Source organism: Ignavibacteria bacterium, assembly GCA_036262055.1.
GTDB lineage: Bacteria > Bacteroidota > Ignavibacteria > Tepidaquicellales > Tepidaquicellaceae > DATAJP01.
Genome location: DATAJP010000001.1, coordinates 349,015 through 375,475, shown reverse-complemented (window position 1 = coordinate 375,475; position 26,461 = coordinate 349,015). Strand labels below are relative to the sequence as shown.

22 protein-coding genes are annotated in these 26,461 nt (G+C 31.8%); 5 read left to right on the top strand and 17 right to left on the bottom strand.

Features of this window, described 5'->3' with window-relative positions; all coding sequences use genetic code 11:
* Position 1: 1 nt before the first annotated feature.
* The 17 genes from VHP32_01715 to VHP32_01635 form a co-directional block, all read right to left on the bottom strand.
* Positions 2-631 (bottom strand): hypothetical protein, encoded by a 630-nt coding sequence (locus VHP32_01715; protein HEX2786592.1) that lies wholly within the window; start codon positions 629-631, stop codon positions 2-4.
* Between the two features lie 5 nt (positions 632-636).
* On the bottom strand, positions 637-960 hold the full coding sequence (locus VHP32_01710; protein HEX2786591.1) for a hypothetical protein: 324 nt from the start codon (positions 958-960) through the stop codon (positions 637-639).
* A 79-nt stretch (positions 961-1,039) separates the two neighbouring features.
* The gene (locus VHP32_01705; GenBank protein ID HEX2786590.1) at positions 1,040-3,358 is read right to left on the bottom strand and encodes a S41 family peptidase; all 2,319 of its coding nucleotides are present in this window, start codon (positions 3,356-3,358) and stop codon (positions 1,040-1,042) included.
* A gap of 243 nt (positions 3,359-3,601) precedes the next feature.
* Entirely contained in the window at positions 3,602-5,416 is a 1,815-nt protein-coding gene (locus VHP32_01700; protein HEX2786589.1) for a S41 family peptidase, read from the bottom strand.
* Between the two features lie 15 nt (positions 5,417-5,431).
* On the bottom strand, positions 5,432-6,781 hold the full coding sequence (locus VHP32_01695; protein ID HEX2786588.1) for a T9SS type A sorting domain-containing protein: 1,350 nt from the start codon (positions 6,779-6,781) through the stop codon (positions 5,432-5,434).
* Positions 6,778-8,382 (bottom strand): T9SS type A sorting domain-containing protein, encoded by a 1,605-nt coding sequence (locus tag VHP32_01690; GenBank protein HEX2786587.1) that lies wholly within the window; start codon positions 8,380-8,382, stop codon positions 6,778-6,780. Before VHP32_01690 ends, VHP32_01695 begins: the two co-directional genes overlap by 4 nt.
* A 27-nt stretch (positions 8,383-8,409) precedes the next feature.
* Positions 8,410-9,036: a response regulator transcription factor gene (locus VHP32_01685; protein HEX2786586.1), complete on the bottom strand. Its 627-nt coding sequence runs from the start codon at positions 9,034-9,036 to the stop codon at positions 8,410-8,412.
* A 68-nt stretch (positions 9,037-9,104) separates the two neighbouring features.
* Entirely contained in the window at positions 9,105-12,170 is a 3,066-nt protein-coding gene (locus tag VHP32_01680; protein ID HEX2786585.1) for a two-component regulator propeller domain-containing protein, read from the bottom strand.
* A gap of 151 nt (positions 12,171-12,321) precedes the next feature.
* Positions 12,322-12,582 carry a hypothetical protein gene (locus tag VHP32_01675; GenBank protein ID HEX2786584.1) on the bottom strand — a complete coding sequence of 87 codons (261 nt, stop codon included), beginning with the start codon at positions 12,580-12,582 and terminating at the stop codon, positions 12,322-12,324.
* Positions 12,583-12,767: 185 nt separating this feature from the next.
* Positions 12,768-13,877 (bottom strand): glycosyltransferase, encoded by a 1,110-nt coding sequence (locus tag VHP32_01670; GenBank protein ID HEX2786583.1) that lies wholly within the window; start codon positions 13,875-13,877, stop codon positions 12,768-12,770.
* Positions 13,878-13,881: 4 nt separating this feature from the next.
* The gene (locus tag VHP32_01665; GenBank protein ID HEX2786582.1) at positions 13,882-14,775 is read right to left on the bottom strand and encodes a glycosyltransferase; all 894 of its coding nucleotides are present in this window, start codon (positions 14,773-14,775) and stop codon (positions 13,882-13,884) included.
* On the bottom strand, positions 14,772-16,244 hold the full coding sequence (locus VHP32_01660; GenBank protein HEX2786581.1) for an oligosaccharide flippase family protein: 1,473 nt from the start codon (positions 16,242-16,244) through the stop codon (positions 14,772-14,774). Before VHP32_01660 ends, VHP32_01665 begins: the two co-directional genes overlap by 4 nt.
* Before the next feature lie 2 nt (positions 16,245-16,246).
* Positions 16,247-16,924 (bottom strand): O-antigen ligase family protein, encoded by a 678-nt coding sequence (locus VHP32_01655; GenBank protein HEX2786580.1) that lies wholly within the window; start codon positions 16,922-16,924, stop codon positions 16,247-16,249.
* 505 nt (positions 16,925-17,429) lie between these two features.
* Positions 17,430-18,572: a GNVR domain-containing protein gene (locus VHP32_01650; protein ID HEX2786579.1), complete on the bottom strand. Its 1,143-nt coding sequence runs from the start codon at positions 18,570-18,572 to the stop codon at positions 17,430-17,432.
* Positions 18,573-18,589: 17 nt separating this feature from the next.
* Positions 18,590-20,206 (bottom strand): SLBB domain-containing protein, encoded by a 1,617-nt coding sequence (locus tag VHP32_01645; protein ID HEX2786578.1) that lies wholly within the window; start codon positions 20,204-20,206, stop codon positions 18,590-18,592.
* Between the two features lie 97 nt (positions 20,207-20,303).
* Positions 20,304-21,713: a phosphoglucomutase/phosphomannomutase family protein gene (locus VHP32_01640; GenBank protein HEX2786577.1), complete on the bottom strand. Its 1,410-nt coding sequence runs from the start codon at positions 21,711-21,713 to the stop codon at positions 20,304-20,306.
* A gap of 111 nt (positions 21,714-21,824) precedes the next feature.
* A complete protein-coding gene (locus VHP32_01635) occupies positions 21,825-22,253 on the bottom strand; it encodes a cobalamin B12-binding domain-containing protein (GenBank protein ID HEX2786576.1) in 429 nt (142 codons plus the stop codon).
* A 217-nt stretch (positions 22,254-22,470) separates the two neighbouring features.
* On the opposite strand from VHP32_01635, the gene VHP32_01630 reads away from it, so the two are divergent.
* The 5 genes from VHP32_01630 to VHP32_01610 all read left to right on the top strand — a co-directional run bounded on the left by VHP32_01630 (position 22,471) and on the right by VHP32_01610 (position 26,229).
* Complete coding sequence (locus VHP32_01630; GenBank protein ID HEX2786575.1) at positions 22,471-23,382, top strand: IS1595 family transposase; 912 nt, start codon at positions 22,471-22,473, stop codon at positions 23,380-23,382.
* A gap of 214 nt (positions 23,383-23,596) precedes the next feature.
* Positions 23,597-24,151, top strand: coding sequence for a type II toxin-antitoxin system antitoxin SocA domain-containing protein (locus VHP32_01625; protein ID HEX2786574.1), 555 nt, complete (start codon positions 23,597-23,599; stop codon positions 24,149-24,151).
* A complete protein-coding gene (locus VHP32_01620; protein HEX2786573.1) occupies positions 24,118-24,399 on the top strand; it encodes a hypothetical protein in 282 nt (93 codons plus the stop codon). The genes VHP32_01625 and VHP32_01620 overlap by 34 nt, the downstream gene beginning before the upstream one ends.
* A 63-nt stretch (positions 24,400-24,462) precedes the next feature.
* Positions 24,463-24,657 (top strand): hypothetical protein, encoded by a 195-nt coding sequence (locus VHP32_01615; GenBank protein HEX2786572.1) that lies wholly within the window; start codon positions 24,463-24,465, stop codon positions 24,655-24,657.
* 312 nt (positions 24,658-24,969) lie between these two features.
* Entirely contained in the window at positions 24,970-26,229 is a 1,260-nt protein-coding gene (locus VHP32_01610; protein HEX2786571.1) for a T9SS type A sorting domain-containing protein, read from the top strand.
* Positions 26,230-26,461 lie beyond the last annotated feature (232 nt).

Below are 26,461 nucleotides of genomic sequence, written 5' to 3'. Positions count from 1 at the left end.
TTTAATCTTTTTGATTTTCAGATAAAGACTTCACTTTGGATCTTCTTATAATACCAAACAATATTATTGCGCTCATAAAAATTATGGCAAGCCAGGGTAAAAAATTTATTAATGAAAAGCTTAAATTTTTATTGATTGTCCTTATATTTGAATTTTTAAAATCAAGAGTGTTAATATTAATTGCATCCGAAAGTAGAATAGCATTTTTATTATCTCTATTAAAAACATTCACCATTAAGTAAGTTTGGCGGCCAACATTATTACCAGTAATTTCCGGAACGGGGTTTATGTCAAAAGAGACGATTATTTTTTGAGACAATAGATTTTTATCAAGAGCAATAAAAGTTGAATCAATACCGCTTGTCGAGATATTTTCACGAACTAATTTTATTTTGTTTAAATCCATAAAACTTAATGTGTACTTAAATCCGTCATTAGCTGAATTATTAAAAATAACGCAAGGACAATCTGTGCAAGTAACTCCGGAACTCATAACTTGATTCGCGCAATTTTCAACATCATCACCACTTACCGTAAAACATTCGTCACCAAAGCATAAAATTACACATGCACAATACGTCTGATGAATGGTAATAAAGCAAAAAAGCAATATAACTGTCAGTATCTTCATGCTTTTTATTTTAATTTTTTTAAACCGAAATCTTCGAGTCTTTCAGAATGTTTTCCTTGAATGCTGTATATCTGATCACGAACTCTTACATATAACACCTTTGCTTTTTCTTTCATAAATTTGTTAAGCTCTCTTCGTTCTGCTCTCAGCTCATTTTCCTTATGAGTTATATCTATAATCTTTTTCTTTAATTCGTTTGTAACTTCTTTTATATCTTCTTCATCAGGAGTATTGGTTATGGGCCAGGTATCTTTATTTTTTAATATTCCCTGTTCAAGTGCATCCAGTTGTTTTGTTAATGTTATTGCATTCTTTGATGGTATATTCATTTTCAGTTTTGGAAATTCTATTTTATTATCTTTCCCATTAAAACCCTCCTCAACAAGAAGTTGAGAAGGGAATTTTTTTTTATTTAATTAACATCATTTTCTTTACTGCACTGAAATCACCTGCTTCAAGTTTATAAAAATAAACACCGCTGGATAAGTTAATAGCATTGAAAGTAACCACATGATATCCTGCTGTCATAAATTCATCTGCAAGTGTTGCAACTTCTCTTCCTGTCAGGTCATAGACCTTGAGCGTTACCTTACTATCTAAAGGCAGATCAAAGTTAATATTTGTAACCGGATTAAACGGGTTTGGGTAGTTTTGATTTAATTTATATTTAGTGATTTTATCAAGAGGATTTATTCCGGTTATTGACTGACCAGGAACAGAATAACCGGTTAAAGTTATGTTATCAACATACCATCCGTCGGCTGCTGTACCGGCATCTGAAGTTAGTCTAAATCTTATTTTAAGATTTGATGAACGATTTGCATATTTTGTAATATCGATTTTAATTTGATGAATCGTACTGACGGTACCCGAATAGCTTACTGCCTGCTGCCATGTAGCCCCATTGTTGCTGGATATTTCTACTCTACAAAAATCTTTGTCAAGCTGTGTTGCATATTTGTGATAAAAACTTAAAACTAAAGCACTTGTATTGGAAACGTTAATGGAATTTTTTAAAGTCAGTGAATTATTTGCATTATTTTTATAATTGCCTTTGGAGCTCTCGGTAAATGAATTAACCGGTGAATACGCATTACTTTTTATTACTGACCATCCTTCATTTGTTTCCCATTTTCCAAATCCACTTTCTGCGTTATCGAAGAGTAAAGTTGATGAGTTACCCGAAAAAATATTAATCCAATTTAGTGCAGATTCAATAACGTCATCACGTCCTTGTGCAACTCCTGAGCGTGTAAGCCACACATTTTCATCGACTGGAAATTCAAGATGAGTTAGATACCTGCCGGGGGTATGAGTTTCATATGCATCACTATTTGCATATGCGCAGGTCCAATCAGCATGAAGATTTAATGTTACCGGACTATTGAATGCTGTACTTGTTGATTTTCCAAAAATCCTTACCCTCGGATGATACTTCATTCTTAGTGCAACCTGATCACCTGAGCTTAGGGCACCCGGTCCGGTTAATACTGCAATAGGATTTAAATATCCCGGAGGAACTCCCTTAATTTTATAATTTGCAGAAACATTTAATGCAGTTAATTGTAAGTGATTTGTAGGACTGGTTCTTTTTCCCCAATCGATTGTTGGGAAGGTTGAATTAAATAATACTTTCATTGCTGAGTCGCTTAAGAACATATTCCCGCCAAAATTCATCCTGAAATCTATAATAAGTGCATCAGTTTGTTTAAGCGCTTGGACTGCATTGTAAAACAAAGTTCCGGCATTGCCTGACCAACCCCAGCAATAAATATATCCTATATTTGTTCCCTGAATTTTACCGTGAGATACATATGTCCCTCCGAAATAATCGGGTTTAGGAACACCTGAAATATCCATTTGCTCTGTAGTTAGTATAGATTGAGTTTGTCCCGCAAGAAGTGATGTGGGATAGTGAACCGTATCATTAGTTCCATATTTAACGACATCAATAGTATCAAATAAATGCCAGTTCCTTCCTGCAGACATCAATAAACTGTGAGTAAATGAAGTCGGAGAACATCCCCACCATCCGATGAATGGCAATTCATAACTAAGAAGTTGATATACTAAAACTTTCCAGGGGATTCCATCATATCCCAATACTATGTCTCCGCGCTGAAGTTCTATAGGATGATTCGGAACAACACTATAAACAAGCAGAGAACTGTCGGGAAGCGGTGTAAGTCCGGCACCAAACCTGCGGCTGTCACTCCATGCACCTATTAATAAAAGCGGGGTACCCTGTGAAATATTTGTATTCATTAAAATATTATCTGTTGCTTTTGTATGACCTTCACGCAAAGCGAGAGAAAGGTAACACATAATTGCAGCAAATCTTCCCCGGCTTACTCCGTTTGCAACTTCAGAACGGTATTGTAGCTTCAATGCGCTCCAGTTATCAGTTATGTCATGGAAGCATGCAAAAGAAGAATCAATTTTATTCCAAAACTTATCAAAAATTTGAAGTTTTGTGGCAGTTGGTAAACCTGCTCCCCAAACCGAATCAATGGCGCGTCTCCAATCCGCTGCAGTTCTATTTTGAACGGGAAAACTATGAGTTGAAATGGAAATTTGGTTTTCTAATTCCGGTTTAATAAAAATATCTGAAATCACATCAATATTACCCGGTAAATTGTTATTCTTTGTATCCCATTGTGAAAATGAGTTTATAACAAATGTAAAAAATAAAATTATTCCTAAAATAAGTCTTTTGAAATTTTTCATATGGTTTTTTTAATTATAGTTTTAAATTTTATTTTCTTAAGACTAAAATTTATTTTTCAAGTTTGGTATAATTTAATTACACTTATGTTTTTTATACATAGCACAAGAGTGTGAATTATTATATAAGTATTATATATTGAGGTTGGTTTCTAACACTTTCGTGTTAGAGGATTTGGATTTACTTATTAAATATTAAAGGAATATATGGGTTGTTGAGAGACCGGATTCATTAAAGAAAGTAAGTTATTTTAAAAGAAGCATTTTTTTTGTTTCAGTAAAATTATCAGATTCTAATTTATAAAAATATAACCCTGAGGAAAAGCTACCTCCGTCCCATGAATATTCATATATTCCTGCTTCTAATTTTTCATTCACCAGAACTGAGACTTCTCTTCCAAGCAAATCATAAATAGCCAGTTTTATATTTAGGTTTGCTCCAATGTTAAGTGAAGGAATTTCAAATTTTATTTTTGTTGTAGGATTAAACGGGTTAGGATAGTTTTGTTTTAAGCTGAATTTAAGAGGCATTTCAGAATTTTGCACTGATATTCCGACTGATACACTATCGATCCAATGTTTGGCTGCTTCATAAACATCATCCCGACCCTGTCTAACTAAATTTTGTGACAACCATACATTTTCATCAACTTCAAATTCTGTATGAGTCAGATATGTACCGGGATTACTCAATTTATAAGCATCAGCTTCTGCAAGCAACAAACCATATCCTGAATATCCATATTCAAATGGTGCATTAAACGCAGCAGCAGTTGATTTACCAAAAAATCGTGAGTGAGGATGATACTTCATTCTTAGTGCAACCTGGTCACCTGAACTTACTGCTCCCGGACCTGTAAGTATAGCGATTGGTTTATTATATCCTGGAGAAGCCCCCGGTATATAATAAGCAAACGGAATATTTAAGGGACACATTTGTTGATGATTGGGGGAGCATCGTTTTCCCATATCTATTGTAGTAACTGTAGTATCGAACAGTAAACTTAAACCTGCATCACTCAAGTTCATATTTCCGCCATCATTAAACCGGAAATCAATAATCATTCCTTGAGTTTGCATTAATGCCTGGACAGCATTGTAAAATTCCATTTCAACATTTGGTCCCCACCAGCCCCAAACATAAATATACCCTATGTTTGTTCCGGGTAAAATACCATAAGTGCACATTTGCTCAGCATTGTAATTAGGTTTTGATATCCCGGGTATATCCATCTGTTCAGTACAGAAAATTTGCATATTTTGATTTCTTAATGCCGCTGTTGAAAAATGGAGAGTATCACCCGTGGCTCCTTTGACTATATCGATGGTATCAAATAGATGCCAGTTCATTCCGGCACTCATTAATAAAGAGTGATTGTAAGCACTTGGAGAAGAACCAATCCAAGAAATCAATTTAATGGGTAGTTCACATTCAATCAATTCTCTTACAAGAATCCGCCAGGGAACTCCATCATATCCTAAAACGATGTCACCTTTTTGCAACCCTAAAGGGTGCAATGGAACTACACTATAAACAAGCAGTGAACTATCCGGTAAAGGAGTGAGACCTGCGCCGAAATGTCCATTATCGTACCATCCTCCGAGTACAAGAAGCGGCACACCTGCGCGAAGCGTTGTATTAAGACCAAAATCTAAAACATGTGTATGTGATTCTTTAAGCGCTAAAACAATGTGATTCATGATTGCAATAAACCTTCCTCTGCTTACACCCCCTGCAATTTCAGGTCTGTAAACTTTTTTTAATGAATCCCAACTAACAGGGTGATTATGGAAACAAGCAAACACAGTATCGATTAAATTCCAGAACCTGTCAAAAACTTGCAGCTTTGTTGTTGTTGATGCTCCTGTTCCCCACACAGAATCTATTTTATGCCTCCATTGTTCACATGTAAAATGTCCCGGTTCCTTTGTTACGTAAATATTTTCATTCAGGGAATTATTAAATTGATTTTTTTTAAAATTATTAAAATTATTATCTATACTTTGTGCATTTATATTACAAAATATAAACGTAAGGATGGTAATCATTAAAATTTTCATTCTTTTAAGATAAGTTTATTTTAATAAAACCATTTTTTTTGTTTCTTTAAAATTTTGTGCAATCAGAGTATAATAATAAACTCCGCTTGGCAAACTTGATGCATCCAATTTTACTTCATAGACTCCGTACGGTAAGTTCTCCTTCAAGAGAGTTTCTATTTCTTTTCCCGAAACATTATAAATTTTTATTTGTATTAAATCATTGCTTTTAACGTGAAATCTTATTTTTGTTTCAGGATTAAATGGATTAGGAAAGTTTTGCTCGAGTTTATACTGAAATACTATATCACTATTCAGATTTTTAATTCCTACAGTTTGTTGCAGTCTAATTATTTCGCCAAATGCTGATACAGAATAACCGTAGATATTTTCACCTGAAACTAATGCATCAATTGATTTTAATGCACTTATCCCGGCAGTATTCATCTCTATCCAGCTCAAACCACCGTTTGTGCTTTTACCTATACATCCTTTCATTCCATAAGTTGACGTGATAAAACATACATTGGTTCCATGAACCCATTTAATTCTTGAATATTCCGATTCGGACATTGTCAAACCTGTATTAATATCATTCCAGGTATTCCCCCCATCAGTTGAACGTGATATTATTGGCAGCGATTCATCTCCGACAATTAATCCTGTTAATTTATCATCACTAAATGCAAGACCGGTAGCATATCTTGAAGATGCTAAACCAATATTTTGATGCACTAACCATGAACTTCCGCCGTTTGAAGTAAATGTAATCTGAATTGGAAAAGGCCCCATTCCCCAGCCATAAAAAAACTCATCAATACAAAAAACTGAACCAAGCACTCCATTGAGACCAAAACCTGATGGAGTATTACTCTGAATAATCCAATTATTTCCTCCATTAGTAGTTTTTGCTACAAAAAATTCAGCGTCGGTCGGTGCATCACTCACTGCAATTCCGAAGGAAGGATTTGTTTTAGAAAAAATAATTCCATTGAAAAATCCATATATTCCACCCGTTGAAAGAACAACTGACCAGTTTAATCCACCGTTTGTTGTTTTCCATAATTTTGCATTTCCACCGGCTCCGCTAAATGAACCGCCATCTCCTGCAAAAATTAAATTCTCATTTACTGCATATATTGAAAATATCTTAGGTCCTGTCAGATTACCGGAAATATTTATAAAACTAATTCCGCCGTTGGTTGATTTATAAACTTTAGGTGTATTTATCCCTCCACCTGCAATTACTAGCTCATTAGGACCATAAACCGAGAGACAAGGAAATTGACCAAGGTCCGAAAGAACGTTCACCAGCGTCCATTGACCTGAAACATTTCCGGCAGCTAGGAATACAAATACAAAGTTTATAATAATTATCTTTATCATTTCATCAATATCATTTTTTTAATTTCTACATATTCTTCTGCTTGAAGCTTACAAAAATATATTCCGCTCGAATAATCTTCTGCATTCCATTCAACTTCATAAGTTCCTGAAGTTAAATGCTCATTAATTAGTGTTTCTACTTCATGACCTAACATATCATAAATTTTCAAAGATACAAATTCATTATTTGGAATCTGAAATTTAATAACTGTAGAAGGATTAAATGGATTTGGGTAGTTTTGTAAAAGAGTGAATTCATTTGGTGCTTTAATTTCCTGAGAAGAAATATTAACGATATTGCAAATAGATGTTAAAGTCCCTCCCGAACCTATTATTGGAGTATGGGATGTTATTGTTAGTGTTGGTATAGTAACTATTGGAGTTGGTGATGAAACAGATCCCCATGAACCAGATGAAATTGATAAGAAAGTTATATTTCCACAAGTGTTCAAATTATAATCCAGTTTTGTTATAAAAATATCATTCCCACCTGATCCATATGAAGAAGTATAACCAGCTAAAGCAAAACCTCCAGATGTAATGGGTATTAATGAGCAACCAATATCGCTGCCTGTACCTCCAATTTTTTTAAACCACTGGGGAGTTCCGTTTTCAAGAAATTTTAAAATTATTATATCATTACCACTTGACCCAATAGTCGTAAAACCAGCCAAAGCATAGCCTCCATCCGGAGTTTGGATAACAGGAACTTTGGTTATAAATCCTGAACTGGAAGCAATATATCTAGTCCATTCTAACGTTCCAATGGCATTAAATTTCAATAAATAATGTTGTGATTGGCTCGGTTCAGTATGCCCCCCCAAGACAAATCCACTATCATTTGTCTGTATTATGGAAAAGGCTGCATCACCGGTACTCGTACCGACTGTTTTACTCCACATCACTAACCCACTTTCATTAAGCTTCATTATGAAAACATCGTTAAATCCAGCCCCATAAGAAGTTGTTCTGCCTGCTACAGCATAGCCTCCGTCAAAAGTTGGCACAATACAGGAAGCTCTATCATCTCCGAAACCCCCGATTGCTTTGTTCCACACAAAATTCCCTCCTGAATCTAATTTAATAATATACATGTCTTCACCTCCAGATCCGAAAGAATACGTTTCTCCTGCAATAATATAACTATTATCTGAAGTTTGTATAATTGAGTTAGCAAAGTCAATATCTTCTCCTCCAAAAACTTTGAACCATTCAAGATTTCCGGTAAAGTTAATTTTCAAGACCATAACATCAAGTAGTCCCGCACCAAAAGAATTTGTAGAACCGGCTACTATATACCCCCCATCTGAGGTTTGAATGATACAATTTGCATTATCCGCTCCAGAACCTCCAAATGTCTTCGTCCAAAGAAGTAAACCATTAGAATTTATCTTTACAATGTAAATATCATTGAGACCTGCCCCAAAAGAATTAGTCGAACCAGCAGCGACATACCCGCCATCATCAGTTTGTATTATAGTATATGCAATATCACTTCCAGAACCTCCTACAGCTACTTGAAATAGGTTTTGTGCAAAAGCTGTTGCATAAAGGGTTGAAAGGAATATGTTATAAGTAATTAATAAACAATATTTTTTCATTTTAAATAATTAAAATTTTATACTTAATTATCCTTTTAAATACTTAACAACTGCTTCAGTGCGGGAGCGCACTTGGAGCTTTTCATAAATATTTCTTAGATGACTTCTTACTGTTTCAGTTCCGATAAATAATTTTTCAGCAATTTCTTTATATTTGAAACCTTTGGCAAGAAGTGACAGAATTTCCTCCTCACGCTTAGTTAAGTTCTTTTTTTCCTCTGACGAAATTCCCATACCCTTAAATGAATCAACCACCATTCTTGCAATCTGGCTCGACATCGGTGAGCCCCCCTGGTTAACTTCTTTAATTGCTTCAAGCAGTTTCAATGGCGGGGTTCTTTTAAGCAAATATCCGTTTGCACCCGCAGATAATGCTTCGAAAATTCTTGTGCTGTCATCATAAACCGTAAGCATTAATATATTTAATTCAGGGAATTTGGATTTCAACTTACTTACGCATTGAATTCCCGTTTCACCGGGAAGATTAATATCCATTAAAATGACATCGGGTTTTTCATGCGGAATGTTTATCAAGGCGGACTCTGCATTTTTATATGTACTAAGACAGGTAAATCCTTCAGAACCATTTATAAGAATTTCAAGACTCTCTCTTATTCCGCTATTGTCCTCAACAATTGATACTTTTATAGGCATTAACTCTATTTTTTTTATAACAAAATACGGCTTTTGTGAAATGAACACAATAACACATAAGTGTTAATTTAGTTATGACAAATTTTTATGCTTATTAAGGTTCCTAAATCTGATTGAGTTCTTATTTTGAATTCACCATTAATGTCGGCAATGCGTTTTTCCATATTGCTTAATCCATTTGAAAAACGATCACAGTCTTCCATATTAAATCCTTTTCCATTATCTGAAATTAAAAATTCGAAAAAGGTTTTGTTTAATATTAACTTTATGTTCACTTCAGATGCTTCGGAATGTTTTACCACATTATTCAGTGCTTCCTTGAATACAAGAAAAATATTATGCCGAATATCCGATGAAAGCATGCTTGAAGGAATGCTATCGGGATACTCAAACCGGCAATTCAAGCCTGCTTCAGATAAAAAATTCTGTGAATACTGTAAGGTATAAGCCGCCAGGTTTTCCAGCGAGTCATTTTTAGGATTTACAGCCCATACAATTTCATCCATGCTATTAACAACTTCACGTGAAGCATCAGAAATCTTATTTATTTCTTCAAGATTACCGATTTTTTTCATGGCAATTTCACTTAACAGTGTAATTTTAGTTAAACTGGAGCCTAATTCATCATGCATGTCTTTTGAAATTCTTGTCCTTTCAGCTTCAAGTACCTGTTGCTGTTTAAGCTCTCTGAGTTTTTTCTTTAGCTTCTGGACTGAAATTAACCTTATTGTGCTTCCAAAAACAATTGCTGCAAAAAATATCCAGCTCACTGTGAACCACCATGTTTTCCACCACGGAGGATTAACTATTACTTTAATTTTTGCGCCGTTTTCATTCCAGATACCATCGCTGTTTGAGCCCTTAACCAAAAAAGTATACTCACCAGCATTGAGATTAGTATAAGATGCCGAAGTGTTCGTCCCTGGAAAAGACCAATCTTCATCAAATCCTTCTAATTTATATGAGTATAAATTCTTCTTTGAATCATTATAATCAAGAGATGAAAATGAAATGATGAATGAATTATCGTAATAATTTAAATTTATTTCACTTGTAATATTAATGTTCTCCTTAATAGCAGATGTATCAGAAGGAATTACCGGTAAATTATGCAGCTTTAAACCCGTTAAAACAATTTCAGGAACTAATGTATTTATTGGTGCAGGATAAAAACTAACCATGCCGTTTCTTGTTCCAAAATATAATTTACCGTCAGAACTTTTGTTAGCAGAGGTTGTCTGAAAATCCTGAATATTCAACCCATCTTCTTCAGTAAAGTTTTTAAAGAATTTCGTGTCAGGATTAAATCTTGATATTCCTGTTCTCGTACTAAGCCATAACATTCCAATATTATCCATTATTAAGTTATTTACAAAATTCGACTGCAATCCATATTTTGTATCGAATACTTCTGATTTTCCTGATTTTATATCAAATAAATTCAATCCGGAATAAAAACTTGCCGCCCAAAATCTTTTTTTACTATCTTCAAGAGAAATTGAAAATCCAATGAAATCTGATTCATTAAAATATTCTATGAATGAATCGGTTGAAGAATCATATTTATATAATCCCCTTGACCCGGACGAAGCCCATATTACTCCATCATTATCTTCGTAAAATGAACGGACAGTAGGTAAAGGGTAATGTTTAAATGTTTCATTGGATGTAATGAACCTATCTACACTCTTTGGAGAAGAAATCCATAAATTTCCTTTTTTATCTTTTAATAAACCGGTTTCCAGTGATTCTGAAATGCTGTTTGTATCGGATTGGCTATGTATATAACTTTTAACATTTCCATTTAAAGGATTCAAATTGTATAAACCTGAATACAGAGTAACCCAAATTGAACCGGAATCATCGAAACATAAATTAAGAATTGAATTATTGCCAAATAATTTAGAATCTCTTTTTGGATTATTATCAGAAAAAAAATGCTGATAATCATTTGAATTATAAATGTGTTTATATAATCCGTTTGAAGTTCCTATCCATAAATTACCAGCATTATCAGGTAAGATAGATGTAATTGCCGCATTTTTAATATTTTTCATGAAAAATGGATTATCATATGAATAATCAAAGCTTTGTAAATTCTTTGATATAATATGCAATCCTTCCATTCCTCCAATCCATATTAATCCTGTTCTATCCTGTGCAATGCTGTAAACATAATTTATTTCTTTTTCTTTTCCATTTATATTTTTTTGAAGTGGATAAAACAAATTTTTATTTTTATCGAATAATATAACACCTTCTCGAAATGTTCCTATCCAAATTAATCCACTTGTATCCTCAAACAGTGAATAGATAACTGCAGATGAGTTTACGCCTTCGCCTTGAATAGAATAATTAATAAACTTATTTGTCTGTGGATTTAATTCGGTTATATAACCCTGTCGGGATGCAATCCAGATTGTGCCTGAAGAATCTTTATATAATTTATGAATTGAATCGGAAGGAATTGAATTACTGCTTGAACTGCGATGAAAACGGGTATATAAGTTTTTTGAAGGCTCATATTTGCATAACCCGTCACTATAAAAGCCAACCCAAAGGTTTCCTTCATTGTCAATTGTAAATGATGAAATTTCATTACTGTTTAATGAGTTAGAATTATTTTCATCGTGGAAATAATGCTGTGTTACCTTGGATTTTTTATCATATGAAAATAATCCTTTGTCTTCCGTTGAAATCCATAATAATCCGTCTTTGCCCTCATGAATATCATAGATTACTGCAATTGAATTAACCGATTTCTCAACAGTCAAATAAAATGCATTAAAAATATCTTTCTTCCGGTCATATAAAGCGACCATATTAGCTGAACCAAGCCAGATATTATTTTCCTTATCAATAAAAATTGCATGAACTTCAGGCAAATAAACAGTGTCTGTCGCTGTGAAAAATTTTTGATGCAATGAAAGAGAATATCCATCATATTTGGCAACTCCACCAAGTACTGGAAACCACATAAATCCTAAGTTATCCTGAACTATGGCTTCGACTGCAGTTCCTGCAGGTAAACCTTGCTCAAGGCTTACATGCTGGTTTTTGTATTGTGAGTAAGCCGGTGCAGAAGCAAATTGTATTATGAATAAAGGAAGAAAATATAATGTTATTCTGAGCATTATTCTTCCATAAATAGTTGTTTATGTGAATATAAGGTAGGAAAAAAAAGTGGGAAAATATATAGGGATAAAGGGTATGATGTCTAAAGTTAATTATAATTAAGTTATGAGAACTCACTAATAGTAAAAAATATGACTAGAAGACAAATAATTAACGATACATTATTCCTTTATTTTCTTTTTCCCATTCTTTATAAAAATATTCCAAATTTTTATAATTCCCATTAATAAATTCATAGAAGATTCTCTGAGCTTCTTTTTCTTTCTTAGGCCTAGTCGATTGACATTTTCTTCCCCATTTACCATTTTCTTTTCTAAAAGGAGTAAAAATTACCCAATAACCATCTTCATTTCTAAACAAAAAAGGGTTTCTCGTTTTACTTTTAAATTGTTCTATAAAAATCCCGAACAAATCTTTAACCCATTTAATAATGTGGGGAATTAATATGAAACTTAAAGATATAACCTATAGTATTTTATGGTGGTTATAGGAAGAACTTTTGTTGGTAGTTTTATGATTCCGAAGCTCTGACAAGCTGAGCTACTCCGGCAGAATGTATTATTTACTAAATTTTGAGGATTCTTTTAAATGGAAAATTAATAAAATAATTTATTTAAATGCCTCAAATACAAGTCTTCATAATTCTTAACCATGTTTTCAACTGAAAAGTTTTGAATTTCCTTTGATGCATTAAATGAGATTTCTTTAATTTTTTCAAAACTATTAATTAATTCAGAAATCTTTTTTACAAAATCATCATCATAAAAAGAATTTATTAAAATGCCTGTTCTACCGTCTTTAATAATTTCATTGACCCCTCCAACATCCGATGAAACTACAGTGACACCAATAGCCATTGCCTCAAGTATCACTAGCGGAACACCCTCATATCTTGAAGTCATTACCATTAAATCAAATTTTGAAATATATTCATAAATATTTTTTTGATATGGGATAAGTTCAACCTTACCCTTTAAGTTTAATTCTTCAATTTGTTTTAATAAATCATTTTTTAATTCTCCGTCTCCAATAATTTGCAATCTTAAATTCGGGAATTTACTTATTAATTTTGAAAACACATTTAGAAGCAATTTATGATTTTTTTGATATGACAATCTTCCTACATTCCCTATCAAAAGATCTTCTGAAGCATTTGAATTATAATGCTTTTTGTAACTTTCAAATACATCTAGATTTAAACCATTATAAATTGTTTCCATTTTATCTTCATCATATTTAAAATATTTAGATAATCTTTTTTTATCATTTTCTGATACAGTAGTGATTAAATCAAAATAGAACTTTTTGGTGTATTCAAAAAAAAATCTTTTTATTGAAAGATGTTCAAGTTCATTATCGGAATAAAAAAGACCGTGGCGAGTTTCAATTTTAAGATTAACATTAGCGATTTTAGAAACTAAGCCCGGAATTGAACTTGAATGTGAATGCACAATATCAAATTTATTTTTTTTGATAATAGAAAATAAATTCCGTGCGCCTTTAAAGGTTATTACATTAATTCCATCATCATTAAAAATAATTTCTTTAATATTAGTATTGTACAATTCATTGGAAATACTACCTTCTCTTGGTATTGCAAAATACACTTCAAATTTTTGAGAATTCAGATTTTTAGCAATTTCTAATGCAATTTTTTCCGTACCATTTATATCGCTGGATGCAACAACAAATAAAATTTTGAACATTACGTCAATTCAATTTTTTTAACAAAAAATTTTCTTTAAAAAAAAGAACCTTAATAAAAAATTTTGCAACATTTATATCCGATATAAACGGAATTAATCTAAAAAGTTCTTTTAAAGAATCAAAATACCTTTTATTAGATATTAATAATCTAAATAATTGATATCTGCTTTTTACTAATCCAGCTTTTGATGCTATTTTTAATTCTTTATCTGGACTTTTAATATATTTTAATTGATGCTTAATAATTATATAACGCATATCGATAGCATTTTGATTAATTCTTGATAAACTATTAGCATGAACCATAACTGCCATGGATATTTTATTTAAAAAAATAATTTTTGTAAAATCGGTAACTCTCATCCATAAGTCATAATCTTCACAATATCTTAAAGAATCAAATTGTCCTGCTTTTAATAATATTTCTTTGTCTATTAGCACACTAGTTACCATTATTAAGTTTTGGTATAGTAACGTAGCTTTACTAAATATCAAATCTGATATTTTATCAGGAAAAATTGATTTTTTTATTATTACATTATCTTTATCCACATAATCTACGTCGGTGCATACTACTCCTGTAATATGCACGTATTTCAATTGAAACTCTAATTTATCCGGATACCAAATATCATCATCATCACAAAAAGCAATTAAATCTCCTTTTGCTTTACTAATTCCTATATTCCTTGATTTTCCTAAATTGTTTACACTTCCTACATTAAAAAAATTAATTCTGGGGTCCCGGTAAGTTGAAAGCTCTTCTTCTGTTCCATCAGTGGAATTATTATCAATTATGATTACTTCTATATCTCTATATGATTGATTTAATATACTTTCAAGAGATTTTTTTAGTAAATTTTTTCTATTAAACGAAGTCAGAATTATGCTGATCAATTCTTATTTCTATTTAATTTTAATAAATGATATATTTTGTTTTTTTCTTCCTTATTCAAAATAATAACCATCCAGGCAAACAAAAGAATAAAACAAAATATATATGAAATTACATTGTTGAAAGTATCAGTAATAATAATCACTGATATTATCAAAAATAACGAAGTAATTGTCAGTATTAAACTTCCTTTGTTAAATTTAAATTTATTCTCGGTTTTATAAAAAAAATAATAAATTGAACATAATGCTACTTGTGATATGAGGTAAGATGCCGATACTAACGATAAGTCTTTCGAAAAAAATTCCAAAAAAGCATAACAAGATAAAACAAAAATTGTTGAAAAAATAAACTCAGCTATAATATATAATTTCAATTTAAACCTAGGAATAAGCCATAACCCAAAAATCCAGCTTATAGCCTTAAAATAATCTCCAACAAATTGAAATTTAAACAGATAAGCCGCAGGCAGAAAATCATTAGAATATAAAATAATTATAAAAAGATTTTTAAAAACATATATAATCGAAAATAGAATTGTTATCAAAATTATTACATTTCTATAATTAATATTGATAAATTCATTGCATGATTCTTTTGAATTTAATGCTGAAAAACGAGGAAATAAATAAGCCGAAATAGATGAAAAAATAATCCCAAAATAATTTATTGAAAAAGCAAAAGCACATTGCAATAATCCGTTTGAATAAATTCCCAGATTGTCTATAGTTAATTTTCTAACTATTAAGAGTGATGATTGATTAATTACACCTACTAATATAAATGCAAATCCTATTGACAATAGATGCTTGATTAAAGAAAAATTCTGAAATTTTAGCGAAAAAAGATTATGTGGGCTTGGAATTAATTTGTGGCGATTTAAAAAAAACACTGAAAAGGTACTAAAGCTAATAGGAGTTAAAAATAGTGCAGCAACTGCCCCCATTAATCCATAATAAATTATGAGCGGAATACTTAAAATAATTGTTACTAAAATAGAAATTATTGAAATTTTTACATATAAATCAATTATCTTTAAACCCTTAATGAAAGAATCAAAAAAATAATAAAAATTTATAAATATTATTCCAAATGCCATTAACATTATGTAATGAGAGTAGCTACTATCATTTAATAAAAGACTTGATACTTGGCTGGAGATTAAGAAAATAAATATGGAAAAAAATACGGAGGAAATAAGCAATAATTTTATGGAATCATAATATAATAATTTTAATTTTTCAGAATCATTTTCAGAGGTGATCTCCGATGTACATTTAATTATCCCATTTTGCAAACCTAATGGAGTTGCAAATGTTAATAATGAATAAAAAGTTTGGAATTGAGCATAAATTCCCACACCTGCAACATTCAGAAATACTGCTATTAGTTTTGTCCTGATAAAGGAATTTATACTATTTGCAATTGTTACAAATGTAAACTTGCTTGTGGCTTTTAGAAAAGACGTAATTCTTAAATTTGATTAGTTAATTTTATATCAGTATTGATCTTAAAGGCGATTGCTATCATCAACCATAATGCTAAATTTATTGGTCCATAAAAACCAAAATATGGCTCAAACATAAATGCAATTATAAAAGGCAATATTGATAACAATATTGTTTTCAGTAGAATATGTATATTTTCATCTTTTTTCATTCTCTTAGACATATTCCTAATGCAATAATAAATGCTTCTAAAATAAAACGATAAGTATATTATAGAAGCAGGTACACCCATTTCAAAAAATAAATTTAGAAAAGTATTATGAGAGTTTGTCACTGGAACGAAATAATAATCAAACACATAATCTTTATATATAGAAAAAGTATAGAAACCATACCCTGTTAAATAATTTTCCTTTAACAAGATAATAGTTGCAAGCCATGCCTGTAATCTCCCGAGAGAAGATACGTCATTAGCAAACAGTAAAACAGAATTTACTCTATCCAGAATTATTGTTGAGAATGCGAAAAAGATAAGAACTAAGAAAACGCTTAAGACTATAAATTTCTTGGGCTTGTTGATAAACATTAATATTATGGCAACTATAAGTGAAAGCCAAACTCCGCGTGATTGCGTTAAAATAATTCCAAATAAACAACTTAATGACAATATTATATGTAAAATTTTATATTTATTATTTTTCAAATAAAATGTAAATGACAGACCTATCATAAAACATAACAATAAATAACCGGATACCATATTCACATGATTCCACAAAGAGGAATATCTTAGTCTCAAATTAAATCCAAAAACAAAAAAAACGTAAATAGAAAACAAAGACAAAACTGCACCCGAAATTAAAATACAGTTAAATAATTTTAAATAAGATTTTTCATTTAAATTAAGATTTTGTATTAAAAAAAAGATTAGAAACGGTGCTAAAATTACATAAGTATAATTTTTCCATCCATAATCAAAATCTGATTTAGTAAAAATAAATACCCCCCAAAAAAGTAAAAAAAACCAAAGAGAAGAATCGAATAAATTAAATTTTATAGATTGCGTGGACCTGGTTAATAAAAAAAGGATAGTGACAAAAAGAAAATATATTACATGTAAAGTAATTGAATCAACAATAAATAATATTGGGAAATAAACTATAAAAAAACTTATTTCAATTTTTGAAATTAAAAAACTAAACAAGTCTTTATATTTTTGAATCGCTAGTTGCCTCAATATATTTATATTTTATTATATAAAAAGTGCTCATTAATGCAAAAGTTAAGAACATACAAACTAGTACAATTGTCATTCTCTTAGGTTTTGCTTTTTTTTCCGGTAGAAATGAAGGATCCATTATTATTACAGAAGGGGTTTCTTTGTTTTCTTCTATCTTTGCTTGTTCAAACAATGGCAAAATAAACGTGAGAATTTTGGTTTGGATCTCAACATTTCTTTGCAACCTAAGGAAATCCATTGCAACATTTGGGCTGCCTTTTAAACTTAAATTATTATTCCCTGTTTCACTATTTTTAATAATTTCTAATTGTTTATATAACGCTTTTATCTTTTCTTCCTGAGCTTTAATTTCCGGTTGATCATGAGTCAAGATTTTTTTTAATATATCAAGTTTAACTTCTTCTGATTTAATCTCTGTTTCTATTTGGATTTGTCCTTGAACAGCAGCTCTTATAGTTAAATCTGGTGCGACACCATATATATTTTGAAAGGATTCAAGACTATCTTCCGCCTGTTCAAGTTCCTTTTTACTAAGCAAATATCTCTCCTCTATGAATACCCTGTTATTTCTAGCATTTTGTACATTTAGCTCAACATTCATCTTATTAAGCTGGTATATTAAAAAATCTACAATCTCTTTTGCTCGTTCAGGTTTTTTATCATAAACACCTATAAACATAACACCTGATTGCTTATTGGATGCAAGTTCCATTATATTATCTCTGAAATTTTTCACAGCGTCCTGCATATATTTATATTCCCATTCACTATTCAAATTAAATTTTACAATTGTTTCTTCAATACATTTTCTACTGGTTAAAATATCTTCATAAAGTGCTAATTCTTTCGACGCAGATGTCGTCCCCCCCTCTACAAAATCTCCTAACCCGCTTCCAACATCCAATCCTCCTAATAATGCCCCTAACCCCCCGCCTTTTGAAGTCGATTTAACAGTTGAAGATGAAAAAAATACGGGTATAAGCACAAAAAAGGCTATAAAAGCAGATAGAACTCCCACAATCAATGTAGCTATTAAAATCTTTTTAATATTGAAACGAATTATTCTTACTAATTCAAATAATGATAATGACTTATTTTCTAATTTATCCATCTTTTTTACTATGCCACTTACCTGTTATTTAAATAAATCAATAATGCTGTAACAATTCCAACAACTGCCCCGGTTATCTGAGCAACAATGCTTACCATATCTTTAAATTCTGTCTGGCTTACTTTTGGAACATATATAAAATCACCCGATTGAATCTCAATATCTCCGGGTTTATACCAACCGCGTGAATTAAATTTTATAATTCTTGTATTTCCTTCATCAGCGGCTAATGAAAAACCTCCCGCTCGGTTAATATAATACTCAGCATCCTGACCTATTTTAAACGGAACATAACCTTCGTTCTGTACCTGTCCATATACATATACAATGTTTTTGTTATCATTCACATAAACAATATCACCATCTTCTAAAATTATATTTTGAGATTTATCATTCTGCTCATAAAGTTTTTCAAAATCAACCACTACTCTGCCTCTTCGTGCCAAAACGTCACTCCAAAAATTAGCTTTATCTTTCTCTGACACAATAACATCATTGGCTCTTTCATTAATTCTTATCTCCATCGTATCCTTGGTCTCTGTATATTCTTTATCAAAACTTCTGAAAATAATGCTTAAAGGCAAATATGCATTTTCTGTGAATCCACCGGCCATGTCAATTACATCTTTCAAATGAGTATTTTTAAATGATATAGGATAATAACCCGGTCTTTCAACTTCACCCAGAACCAGAACTGTAACTTTTTTCTGATAATCAGTTTTATATTTCACAAACACGCGGTCAAAATTATTTATTTTATAATTTTTATCCTCATCATATGATAAATTAATAATTTCAAAACCTTTTGTTTCGCCATATGGTCTGAATAATAAAATGCTGTCAGGTTCCGCATTTATGTCAAATCCTCTGCCTAATGAAATTATTGTTTCCAAATCATCATTTTCAGAATATTCATACGTCCCCGCTAATTGCACCGCACCGTCAACCGTAACATAGTTTTTCTGAAGCAAGGTATTCGGGATTTTTAATAAATCACCCTCCAGAAAAAACGGATTATACTCATCGTTATTTGTAACAAAAAATTTATATATATCAACTTTTTTAATTGTGCCGTTCTTTCTTACAAGCTCAATGTTCCTCAATGACATTTGAGTTAAAAATTGTTCTCTGTTTTTCTCATTAATCTTATCAGTATAAACTCTTGAAACATTAGTAGTATCAAAATATAATCTTTTAAGAATTTCGGAAACCCGCATTGTCGGGAGCACTTCAAATGTTCCCTGAACTCTTCCTGTAACTTTAACTAGAAAAGTCCTGGGCATTGTAAGCGTAAGACTAACATCGCTTGAATAATATCTTTTCTTGACTGCCGCAACTACTCTTGATTTTGCCTCGGCAAGCGTTACGCCATTTACATTAACTTCTCCCACAGTTGGGATTATAAGAGAACCTTCAGGAGATACATATATCGGCACCTGTTGATTTACAAATCCATACAGTCCGAGATTAAACAAATCATTTGGTCCCACAATATATGTCTGTGGATTTATTGCGCCTTCCAATGGAACAGTCTTATCATGAACGTTGCCATCGCTTATTGAACCAAACAATTCCGGAGCATCCGCATTTATTTTCATATTACTGCTTGGTGTTGAAGAAGACTGAGTTTTCAATTTCTCAAAAGGGTCATTATCCTTCTGGGCTAAAGCTATACATGAATATAAACTTAATACTAAAATTAAAACTGTTTTAATAAAATTTGACTTCATTTTATTTTAAATTAAAATAACTAATTGCACTGTTTAATATATCTAATGTCTTGTCAGTGTTTTTTGTTTCACAATAAAATCTTAAAAGCGGTTCGGTTCCTGATGCTCTGACAATCAGCCAGCCGTTTTCGAACTGGAATTTAAACCCATCCATCGGGTTTATGTTTATAATCTTATTTCCCGCAAGCTCATCACCCGGTTTAAATGATTTACATTTTTCAAGAGTTGCTTTCACCAATTCATTTGTAGTATGAACATCTATCCTTTGATAGAAATATTTTCCAAATTCATTTTCAATTTCTTTTTTAAGCTCGCTGATGCTCTTGCCTGTATTTGCAATCAACTCAGCATAAAGCAATCCGTTATAAACACCGTCACGTTCAGGTAAATGTCCTTTAATCCCGATGCCTCCGCTTTCTTCTGCGCCAATCAATACATCATCTTCAATCATTAATTTGGAAATATGCTTAAACCCAATCGGAACAGTTATCAGTTCAATTCCATTCTTCTGGCAATATTTTTCTATTAAATCCGATGTCGAAAATCCTCTCACAACTTTTCCTGTTAGCTTCTTAGTTTCGTGCAAATATTTCAGAAGCAAAGCAAAAGTTTTCTGCGCATCTAAAAAATTTCCGTTCTCATCTATGATTGCAATTCTATCTGCATCACCATCGGTAACCATTCCCATAGCATACTTTCCGTTTTTAATTAATTCCATTATTTCGCTAAGATTTTTCTCAACAGGTTCGGGAGCGCTTTTCCCGAATGATGGATTTATTTCGGCATGAAGTTGTGTAATCGGCAAAAATGCGTTCACCGTGTTCTGTCCTGCACCATACATTGAATCGTGAACTAAGTTAATATTCGCTGATTTTATCTTTCCAAAATCAATTTTCTTTCCTAAATAATCATGAAAATATTTTCTTCCGTCATAATACTCTAAAATCCCTTCTTGCAGATATGCTTCAGCAGATTTCTTCGGATGAACCGTTCCAATATTTTTCAACTCTACTTCGACTTTCACAATCTCATCGGGATTCATCGAACCCCCAAACTCATCTTTAAGTTTAAACCCATTGTATATTGCAGGATTATGTGACGCAGTTATCATCACACCATAAGCATGATTTTTGTCTCTTGCAAGAAGTGAAATCGTCGGAGTTGTTACAAATGTCGAAGTCAGGTAAGTCTTAATTCCCTCTCCACAGAACATTTCTGCCGCTGCATGAGCAAATTCCTTTGATAAAAATCTCGTATCATAACCGATTATGATGCCGTTTTTGATTTTTGGATGATTTTTAAAAGTCCTTGCCGTTGCAAGCGCAACTCTGCAAACATTCGCAAAAGTGTAATTTTCAGCGATTACAGCTCGCCAGCCATCTGTTCCGAATTTAACAGGTTCTATATTCATTTAAATAAATAGCTTTTAGGCAAAATTATATAAGCTATAATTTTACTAATTATAATTTTAAAAAAATATGACAAATTTAAAAGTTTTTTCAACAAAAAGGTATAAAACGCGCTATTGAGACCTCCTATGGGAGCCGACCCAGTCTTTTACATAATTGACTGTTTCGTATGTGGGTGTACCGGGTGTGAAAAGCTCGCCTACTCCAAGCTTTTTTAATTCTTCTATGTCGGTTTCGGGTATGATGCCTCCGCCAAAAAGCAGAACATCCGTAAGACCTTTATCGTCCATTAACTTCTTTACTTTAGGAAAAATCGTCATATGTGCGCCACTGAGAATGCTGATGCCTATTGCATCAACGTCTTCCTGCAATGCAGCTTCTACCATTGATTCCGGTGTCTGACGCAAACCTGCATAAATCACTTCAATTCCGGCATCTCTGAACGCAGCTGCAATGACTTTTGCGCCCCTGTCGTGACCATCAAGTCCTACTTTTCCTATTAAAATTCGTATTTTTCGGTCATTAACCTTATTTTCAGGCATTCATTAATTTAAACATTTTTTCTCTAACTTTTTAGGATAAATTCTATCATAAATGATATTGCTATCCGATAGATACTTGTATCCGATAGATATTTATAATTAGATAAATATTAATGTCATTCCCGCGAAGTTACAAAATCCCCTCTTGAGGGCAATTATATACTTGACAAACCCAAATATTTTACATATCTTTGTATAAGTTAATAAAACAAAGAATATGAAAGAATTTAAAAGTTTGGTTGATTTGTTAAAAGCGTTCCCAGATGAGCAAAGTTGCAGAGACTTTGTAGAGAAATTAAGATGGAACGGCAAACCTGAATGTCCTCACTGCAAACATAACGAAGTATATAAATTCAAAGACGGCAAGTTATGGAAGTGTAAAAAATGCCGTAAGCAATTCACCGTAAAAGTCGGAACGATATTTGAAGATAGTGCTTTGCCATTAATTAAATGGTTTATGGCAATGTATTTATTAACAGCACACAAAAAGGGTATCAGTTCATTACAGTTAAGCAAAGACATAGGAATTACGCAAAAATCAGCTTGGCATATGCTTCATAGATTACGCTACGCAATGACAACAAAAGAATTTAATAAACCGTTAAGCAATACCGTAGAATGCGACGAAACGTATGTCGGTGGTAAAAACAAATTTAAACATTGGAATAAAAAATCAGAGGGAACGGGATTTCAAGATAAACAGGCAGTATTTGGAATGATTGAAAGGAAAGGAAATGTTATTGCTTTGCCTGTAGTAAAAGCCGATGCCGTTACCTTAGTTCCTATTATCTTAGACAACGTAGATAGAAACGCAACGATAATGACAGATGAGTTTGGCGGATATTATCATTTAGGAAAAATCTATAAAGAACACGGTGTAATAAATCACCAATCAAAAATGTATGTAAGAGGTGAAGTTCATACACAATGTATAGATAATTTTTGGAGTTTATTAAAGCGTGGAATTATCGGAATTTACCATCAAGTTTCACCGAAGCATTTACACAGATATTGCAATGAGTTTGCTTATAGATTTAACACAAAAGAGAGTTCCGACGTTAATAGATTTGCATATACATTCAGTCAAATTAACGGTAAATTGCAATATAAGACGTTAATTAATAATTGAAGTGTTGAAAAAAACAAAAAAAGATACAGAACAAAAAATAAAGAAACCGAAACAAAAAAGAGAGCCGAAACTTCAATCCAACTTGAATTTCCTTGAATTTATAACGAGGATAGTGAGAGTAAAACCACCCTTGAAAGCTAAATGACTTTTTTTGAATCTTTATTTCGGTTACCTTAGTATAAGTATTGAAGTATAAATTAAACTTCAAAATTATATGATAGACCAAAAAACAAAAGATTTAATTCTTTATCTTGTAAATGAATTAAAAGATAAAGAGGATTTTGGAGCTACACTTTTAAACAAGACACTTTTATATATTGATTTCTTGCATTATTATAACACTGGTAAGCCATTAACCTCTTTTGAGTATATCCATCAACAATATGGAATAACTCCTAAATTTAATCAACTACAACCGATAATTAATGAATTAATTGCTGAGAAAAAAATCAAAAGGGAAGTAAAAAAAATAGGCACCAAAGACGCAAAAAAATTAGTTCCCGAGGGAATGATTGAATATCCACAATTTAGCGAGACAGAGGCTAAGACTATTTTAGAAGGCATTAATTACATTAGAGACAAAAATGCGTCAGAAATGACCGATAATCACCATAGGGGTTTAGCTTGGCGATTAACAAAAGGTTTTGAGAATATTCCTTTCAATGCGTTATTATTAACCAAATCAGATGAGATTACAGATGAGGATTTGGAGTGGATAAATAATAGTTTCAAAAATTGGCAGAACAGAGCGAATTATACCAAATTATAAGAGAAAATGAGTTTGATGAGGAGGTATTAAAAATTTGTGGTAGTTACTCCCGAATGAACGAATTAGACGAATCAATTGACTGGGCTTTGTGTAGGTTTAAAGAAGAAGAATTTTCAAGTATTGGTAATAATCAATATTTTTTAAAAACAGATGAATTTACAGATAAAAAGTTTCCTCAACTACTAATAACCTTTTACGTAAACCAATCCACACAAACAATCGTTTTAATTAACATAAAAGAAGTATAAAACGACTGGATTTTATCAGTTGCATTCCGCATTTTTCTTAACCGAAAATTAAATCCAATCAAAATGGCTATCTACAAACAAGATAAATCCGAAAATGAATTGTTACAGGAAATTGTTACCGTTTTAAAATCCATTAACTCTTCAATCGCCGATGTTAACAAAGGTTTAACGGCTTATATTAGACCTGAATTAAAAAGCATCAATAATGAGTTATCGGGTATTAAAAATGCAATTATTTCAGTAAAGAGTAAATTTTAATAACTTCATTCATTATTGCAATTTGATTATTTAAGGATAGCAATCCTAATCCGAAGCTATCTATTGTCTGAAACTTCCTACCTTTACGTAATTTTTTTACGTCTTCCAATCGTTTTTCCGACTGTTTAATCTGATTTTTAAGTGTTAATTTTTTCACTGTTATTCCCCTTTCTTATTTTTTAGGTTTGTCAAGTAAGTAGTTGCCCTCTTGAGAGGGGTGGATTCGACGAAAGTCAAAGACGGGGTGTGTAAATAAAATTTGCCTTTGCAAATACTTCCACATTCCCTAATTTTATTTCAAGTACGATTAAGGTGAACAAACTCAAGAATATTTTATACTCCGCAAGCATACTTCTCTTCTTTGCTTTCACATTTCAAAGCATTCCGCCGGGATGGTTTCAACAGATTAGACCTGTTAATGATGTTATCAATGATATTTTCTTTTTAGACAGCTTAAACGGATGGGCAGTTACTAACGGTTCGTTTAATACAAACGATACGGCTTATATTTTTAAAACAACAAACGGAGGAGATAACTGGCTTATTAATTTTTCTAGTGTCGAAAAATTAAACGTTATTCAATTTGTTAATGAAAATACTGGATATGTTGGCGGAGGATCGAATGGAGGTGCAATGCTAACTTTTTTAAAAACTACAAATACGGGACTAAACTGGCAGAGATTAACAGTTCCTGATGGAGTTTATATAAGTGATATATTTTTCTATAACAGTGATACAGGATGGATTTGTGATGGTGATGGCTTATTTGGAGGTTTATATAAAACAACAAATGGTGGAATGAGTTGGCAGTTACAGATAGGCAGTTCTGCGAGACCGCAAAGAATGTTTTTCTTGAGTAATGATACGGGATGGTTTGTAAATAGTGCTTCATCAGGCAGTTTATACAGAACAACTAATTCAGGAATAAACTGGAATTTGCAATATAATTTTTCCACTCAAATAAATGACGTCTATTTTTTAAATGCGTTAACCGGAATAGTTTCAAGCATAGAAATGTATAGAACAACTAATGGTGGTTTTAATTGGATTCAGACAACAACGTCAGTTGGAGGAATTAAGATAAGTTTTGCAACAGATTCAATTGGATGGGCGGGTTCAAACTTTCAGAGAATAACTAAAACAACTAATATGGGTCAATCTTGGTTTTATCAGTCTACGCCTATAAGTAACCCTAGTGTCAGCGCATATGATAGTTTGAAAGTTTGGGCAGGAGGTGCTGGTATTATTCACACTACCGACGGCGGTAGCCTTTCAGCACTTGAGCAAATAGGAAACGAAATGCCAATTGAATATGAATTATTCCAGAACTATCCTAATCCTTTTAATCCTTCTACAAAAATCAGATTTTCGGTCAAACGTCAGACGTCAAACGTGAAACTATTAATTTACAATTCTATTGGAGAATTTATCTCAGAATTATTTAATGGGAATTTATTGGCAGGAACATATGAAGTCCAATTTACTGCGAACAATTTATCAAGTGGAATATATTACTACACACTCATAACAGACAATTTTAAAGAAACAAAAAAGATGTTATTGCTTAAATAACTACTCGTTATTAATTACACCTTATTAATTCGTGTCACTCTCCCCATCCCAACCCGATTTTCCTCTCATAAAAAATCTTTTATAAATAAATTTTATTAAGTCTTTTTCGGCAATTCGTGATAATTCGTGGCTTTCAGTTTTCCCTTTGTGCTTCTTTGTGTTCTTTGTGGATATAATTTTTCTCTGTTGTAAAATTAAATAGAATGAAAATTCTTCAAAACTAAATTAAAAT

What these genes read in the sequence shown, in the direction of transcription:
- VHP32_01615 (HEX2786572.1), top strand. Translation starts at nt 24,463, where the DNA reads ATGGCTATCTACAAACAAGATAAATCCGAAAATGAATTGTTACAGGAA.
- VHP32_01685 (HEX2786586.1), bottom strand. Translation starts at nt 9,036, where the DNA reads ATGCCTATAAAAGTATCAATTGTTGAGGACAATAGCGGAATAAGAGAG.
- VHP32_01650 (HEX2786579.1), bottom strand. Translation starts at nt 18,572, where the DNA reads ATGGATAAATTAGAAAATAAGTCATTATCATTATTTGAATTAGTAAGA.
- VHP32_01700 (HEX2786589.1), bottom strand. Translation starts at nt 5,416, where the DNA reads ATGAAAATTTTAATGATTACCATCCTTACGTTTATATTTTGTAATATA.
- VHP32_01640 (HEX2786577.1), bottom strand. Translation starts at nt 21,713, where the DNA reads ATGAATATAGAACCTGTTAAATTCGGAACAGATGGCTGGCGAGCTGTA.
- VHP32_01690 (HEX2786587.1), bottom strand. Translation starts at nt 8,382, where the DNA reads ATGAAAAAATATTGTTTATTAATTACTTATAACATATTCCTTTCAACC.
- VHP32_01705 (HEX2786590.1), bottom strand. Translation starts at nt 3,358, where the DNA reads ATGAAAAATTTCAAAAGACTTATTTTAGGAATAATTTTATTTTTTACA.
- VHP32_01680 (HEX2786585.1), bottom strand. Translation starts at nt 12,170, where the DNA reads ATGCTCAGAATAACATTATATTTTCTTCCTTTATTCATAATACAATTT.
- VHP32_01635 (HEX2786576.1), bottom strand. Translation starts at nt 22,253, where the DNA reads ATGCCTGAAAATAAGGTTAATGACCGAAAAATACGAATTTTAATAGGA.
- VHP32_01630 (HEX2786575.1), top strand. Translation starts at nt 22,471, where the DNA reads ATGAAAGAATTTAAAAGTTTGGTTGATTTGTTAAAAGCGTTCCCAGAT.
- VHP32_01715 (HEX2786592.1), bottom strand. Translation starts at nt 631, where the DNA reads ATGAAGATACTGACAGTTATATTGCTTTTTTGCTTTATTACCATTCAT.
- VHP32_01710 (HEX2786591.1), bottom strand. Translation starts at nt 960, where the DNA reads ATGAATATACCATCAAAGAATGCAATAACATTAACAAAACAACTGGAT.
- VHP32_01670 (HEX2786583.1), bottom strand. Translation starts at nt 13,877, where the DNA reads ATGTTCAAAATTTTATTTGTTGTTGCATCCAGCGATATAAATGGTACG.
- VHP32_01625 (HEX2786574.1), top strand. Translation starts at nt 23,597, where the DNA reads ATGATAGACCAAAAAACAAAAGATTTAATTCTTTATCTTGTAAATGAA.
- VHP32_01695 (HEX2786588.1), bottom strand. Translation starts at nt 6,781, where the DNA reads ATGATAAAGATAATTATTATAAACTTTGTATTTGTATTCCTAGCTGCC.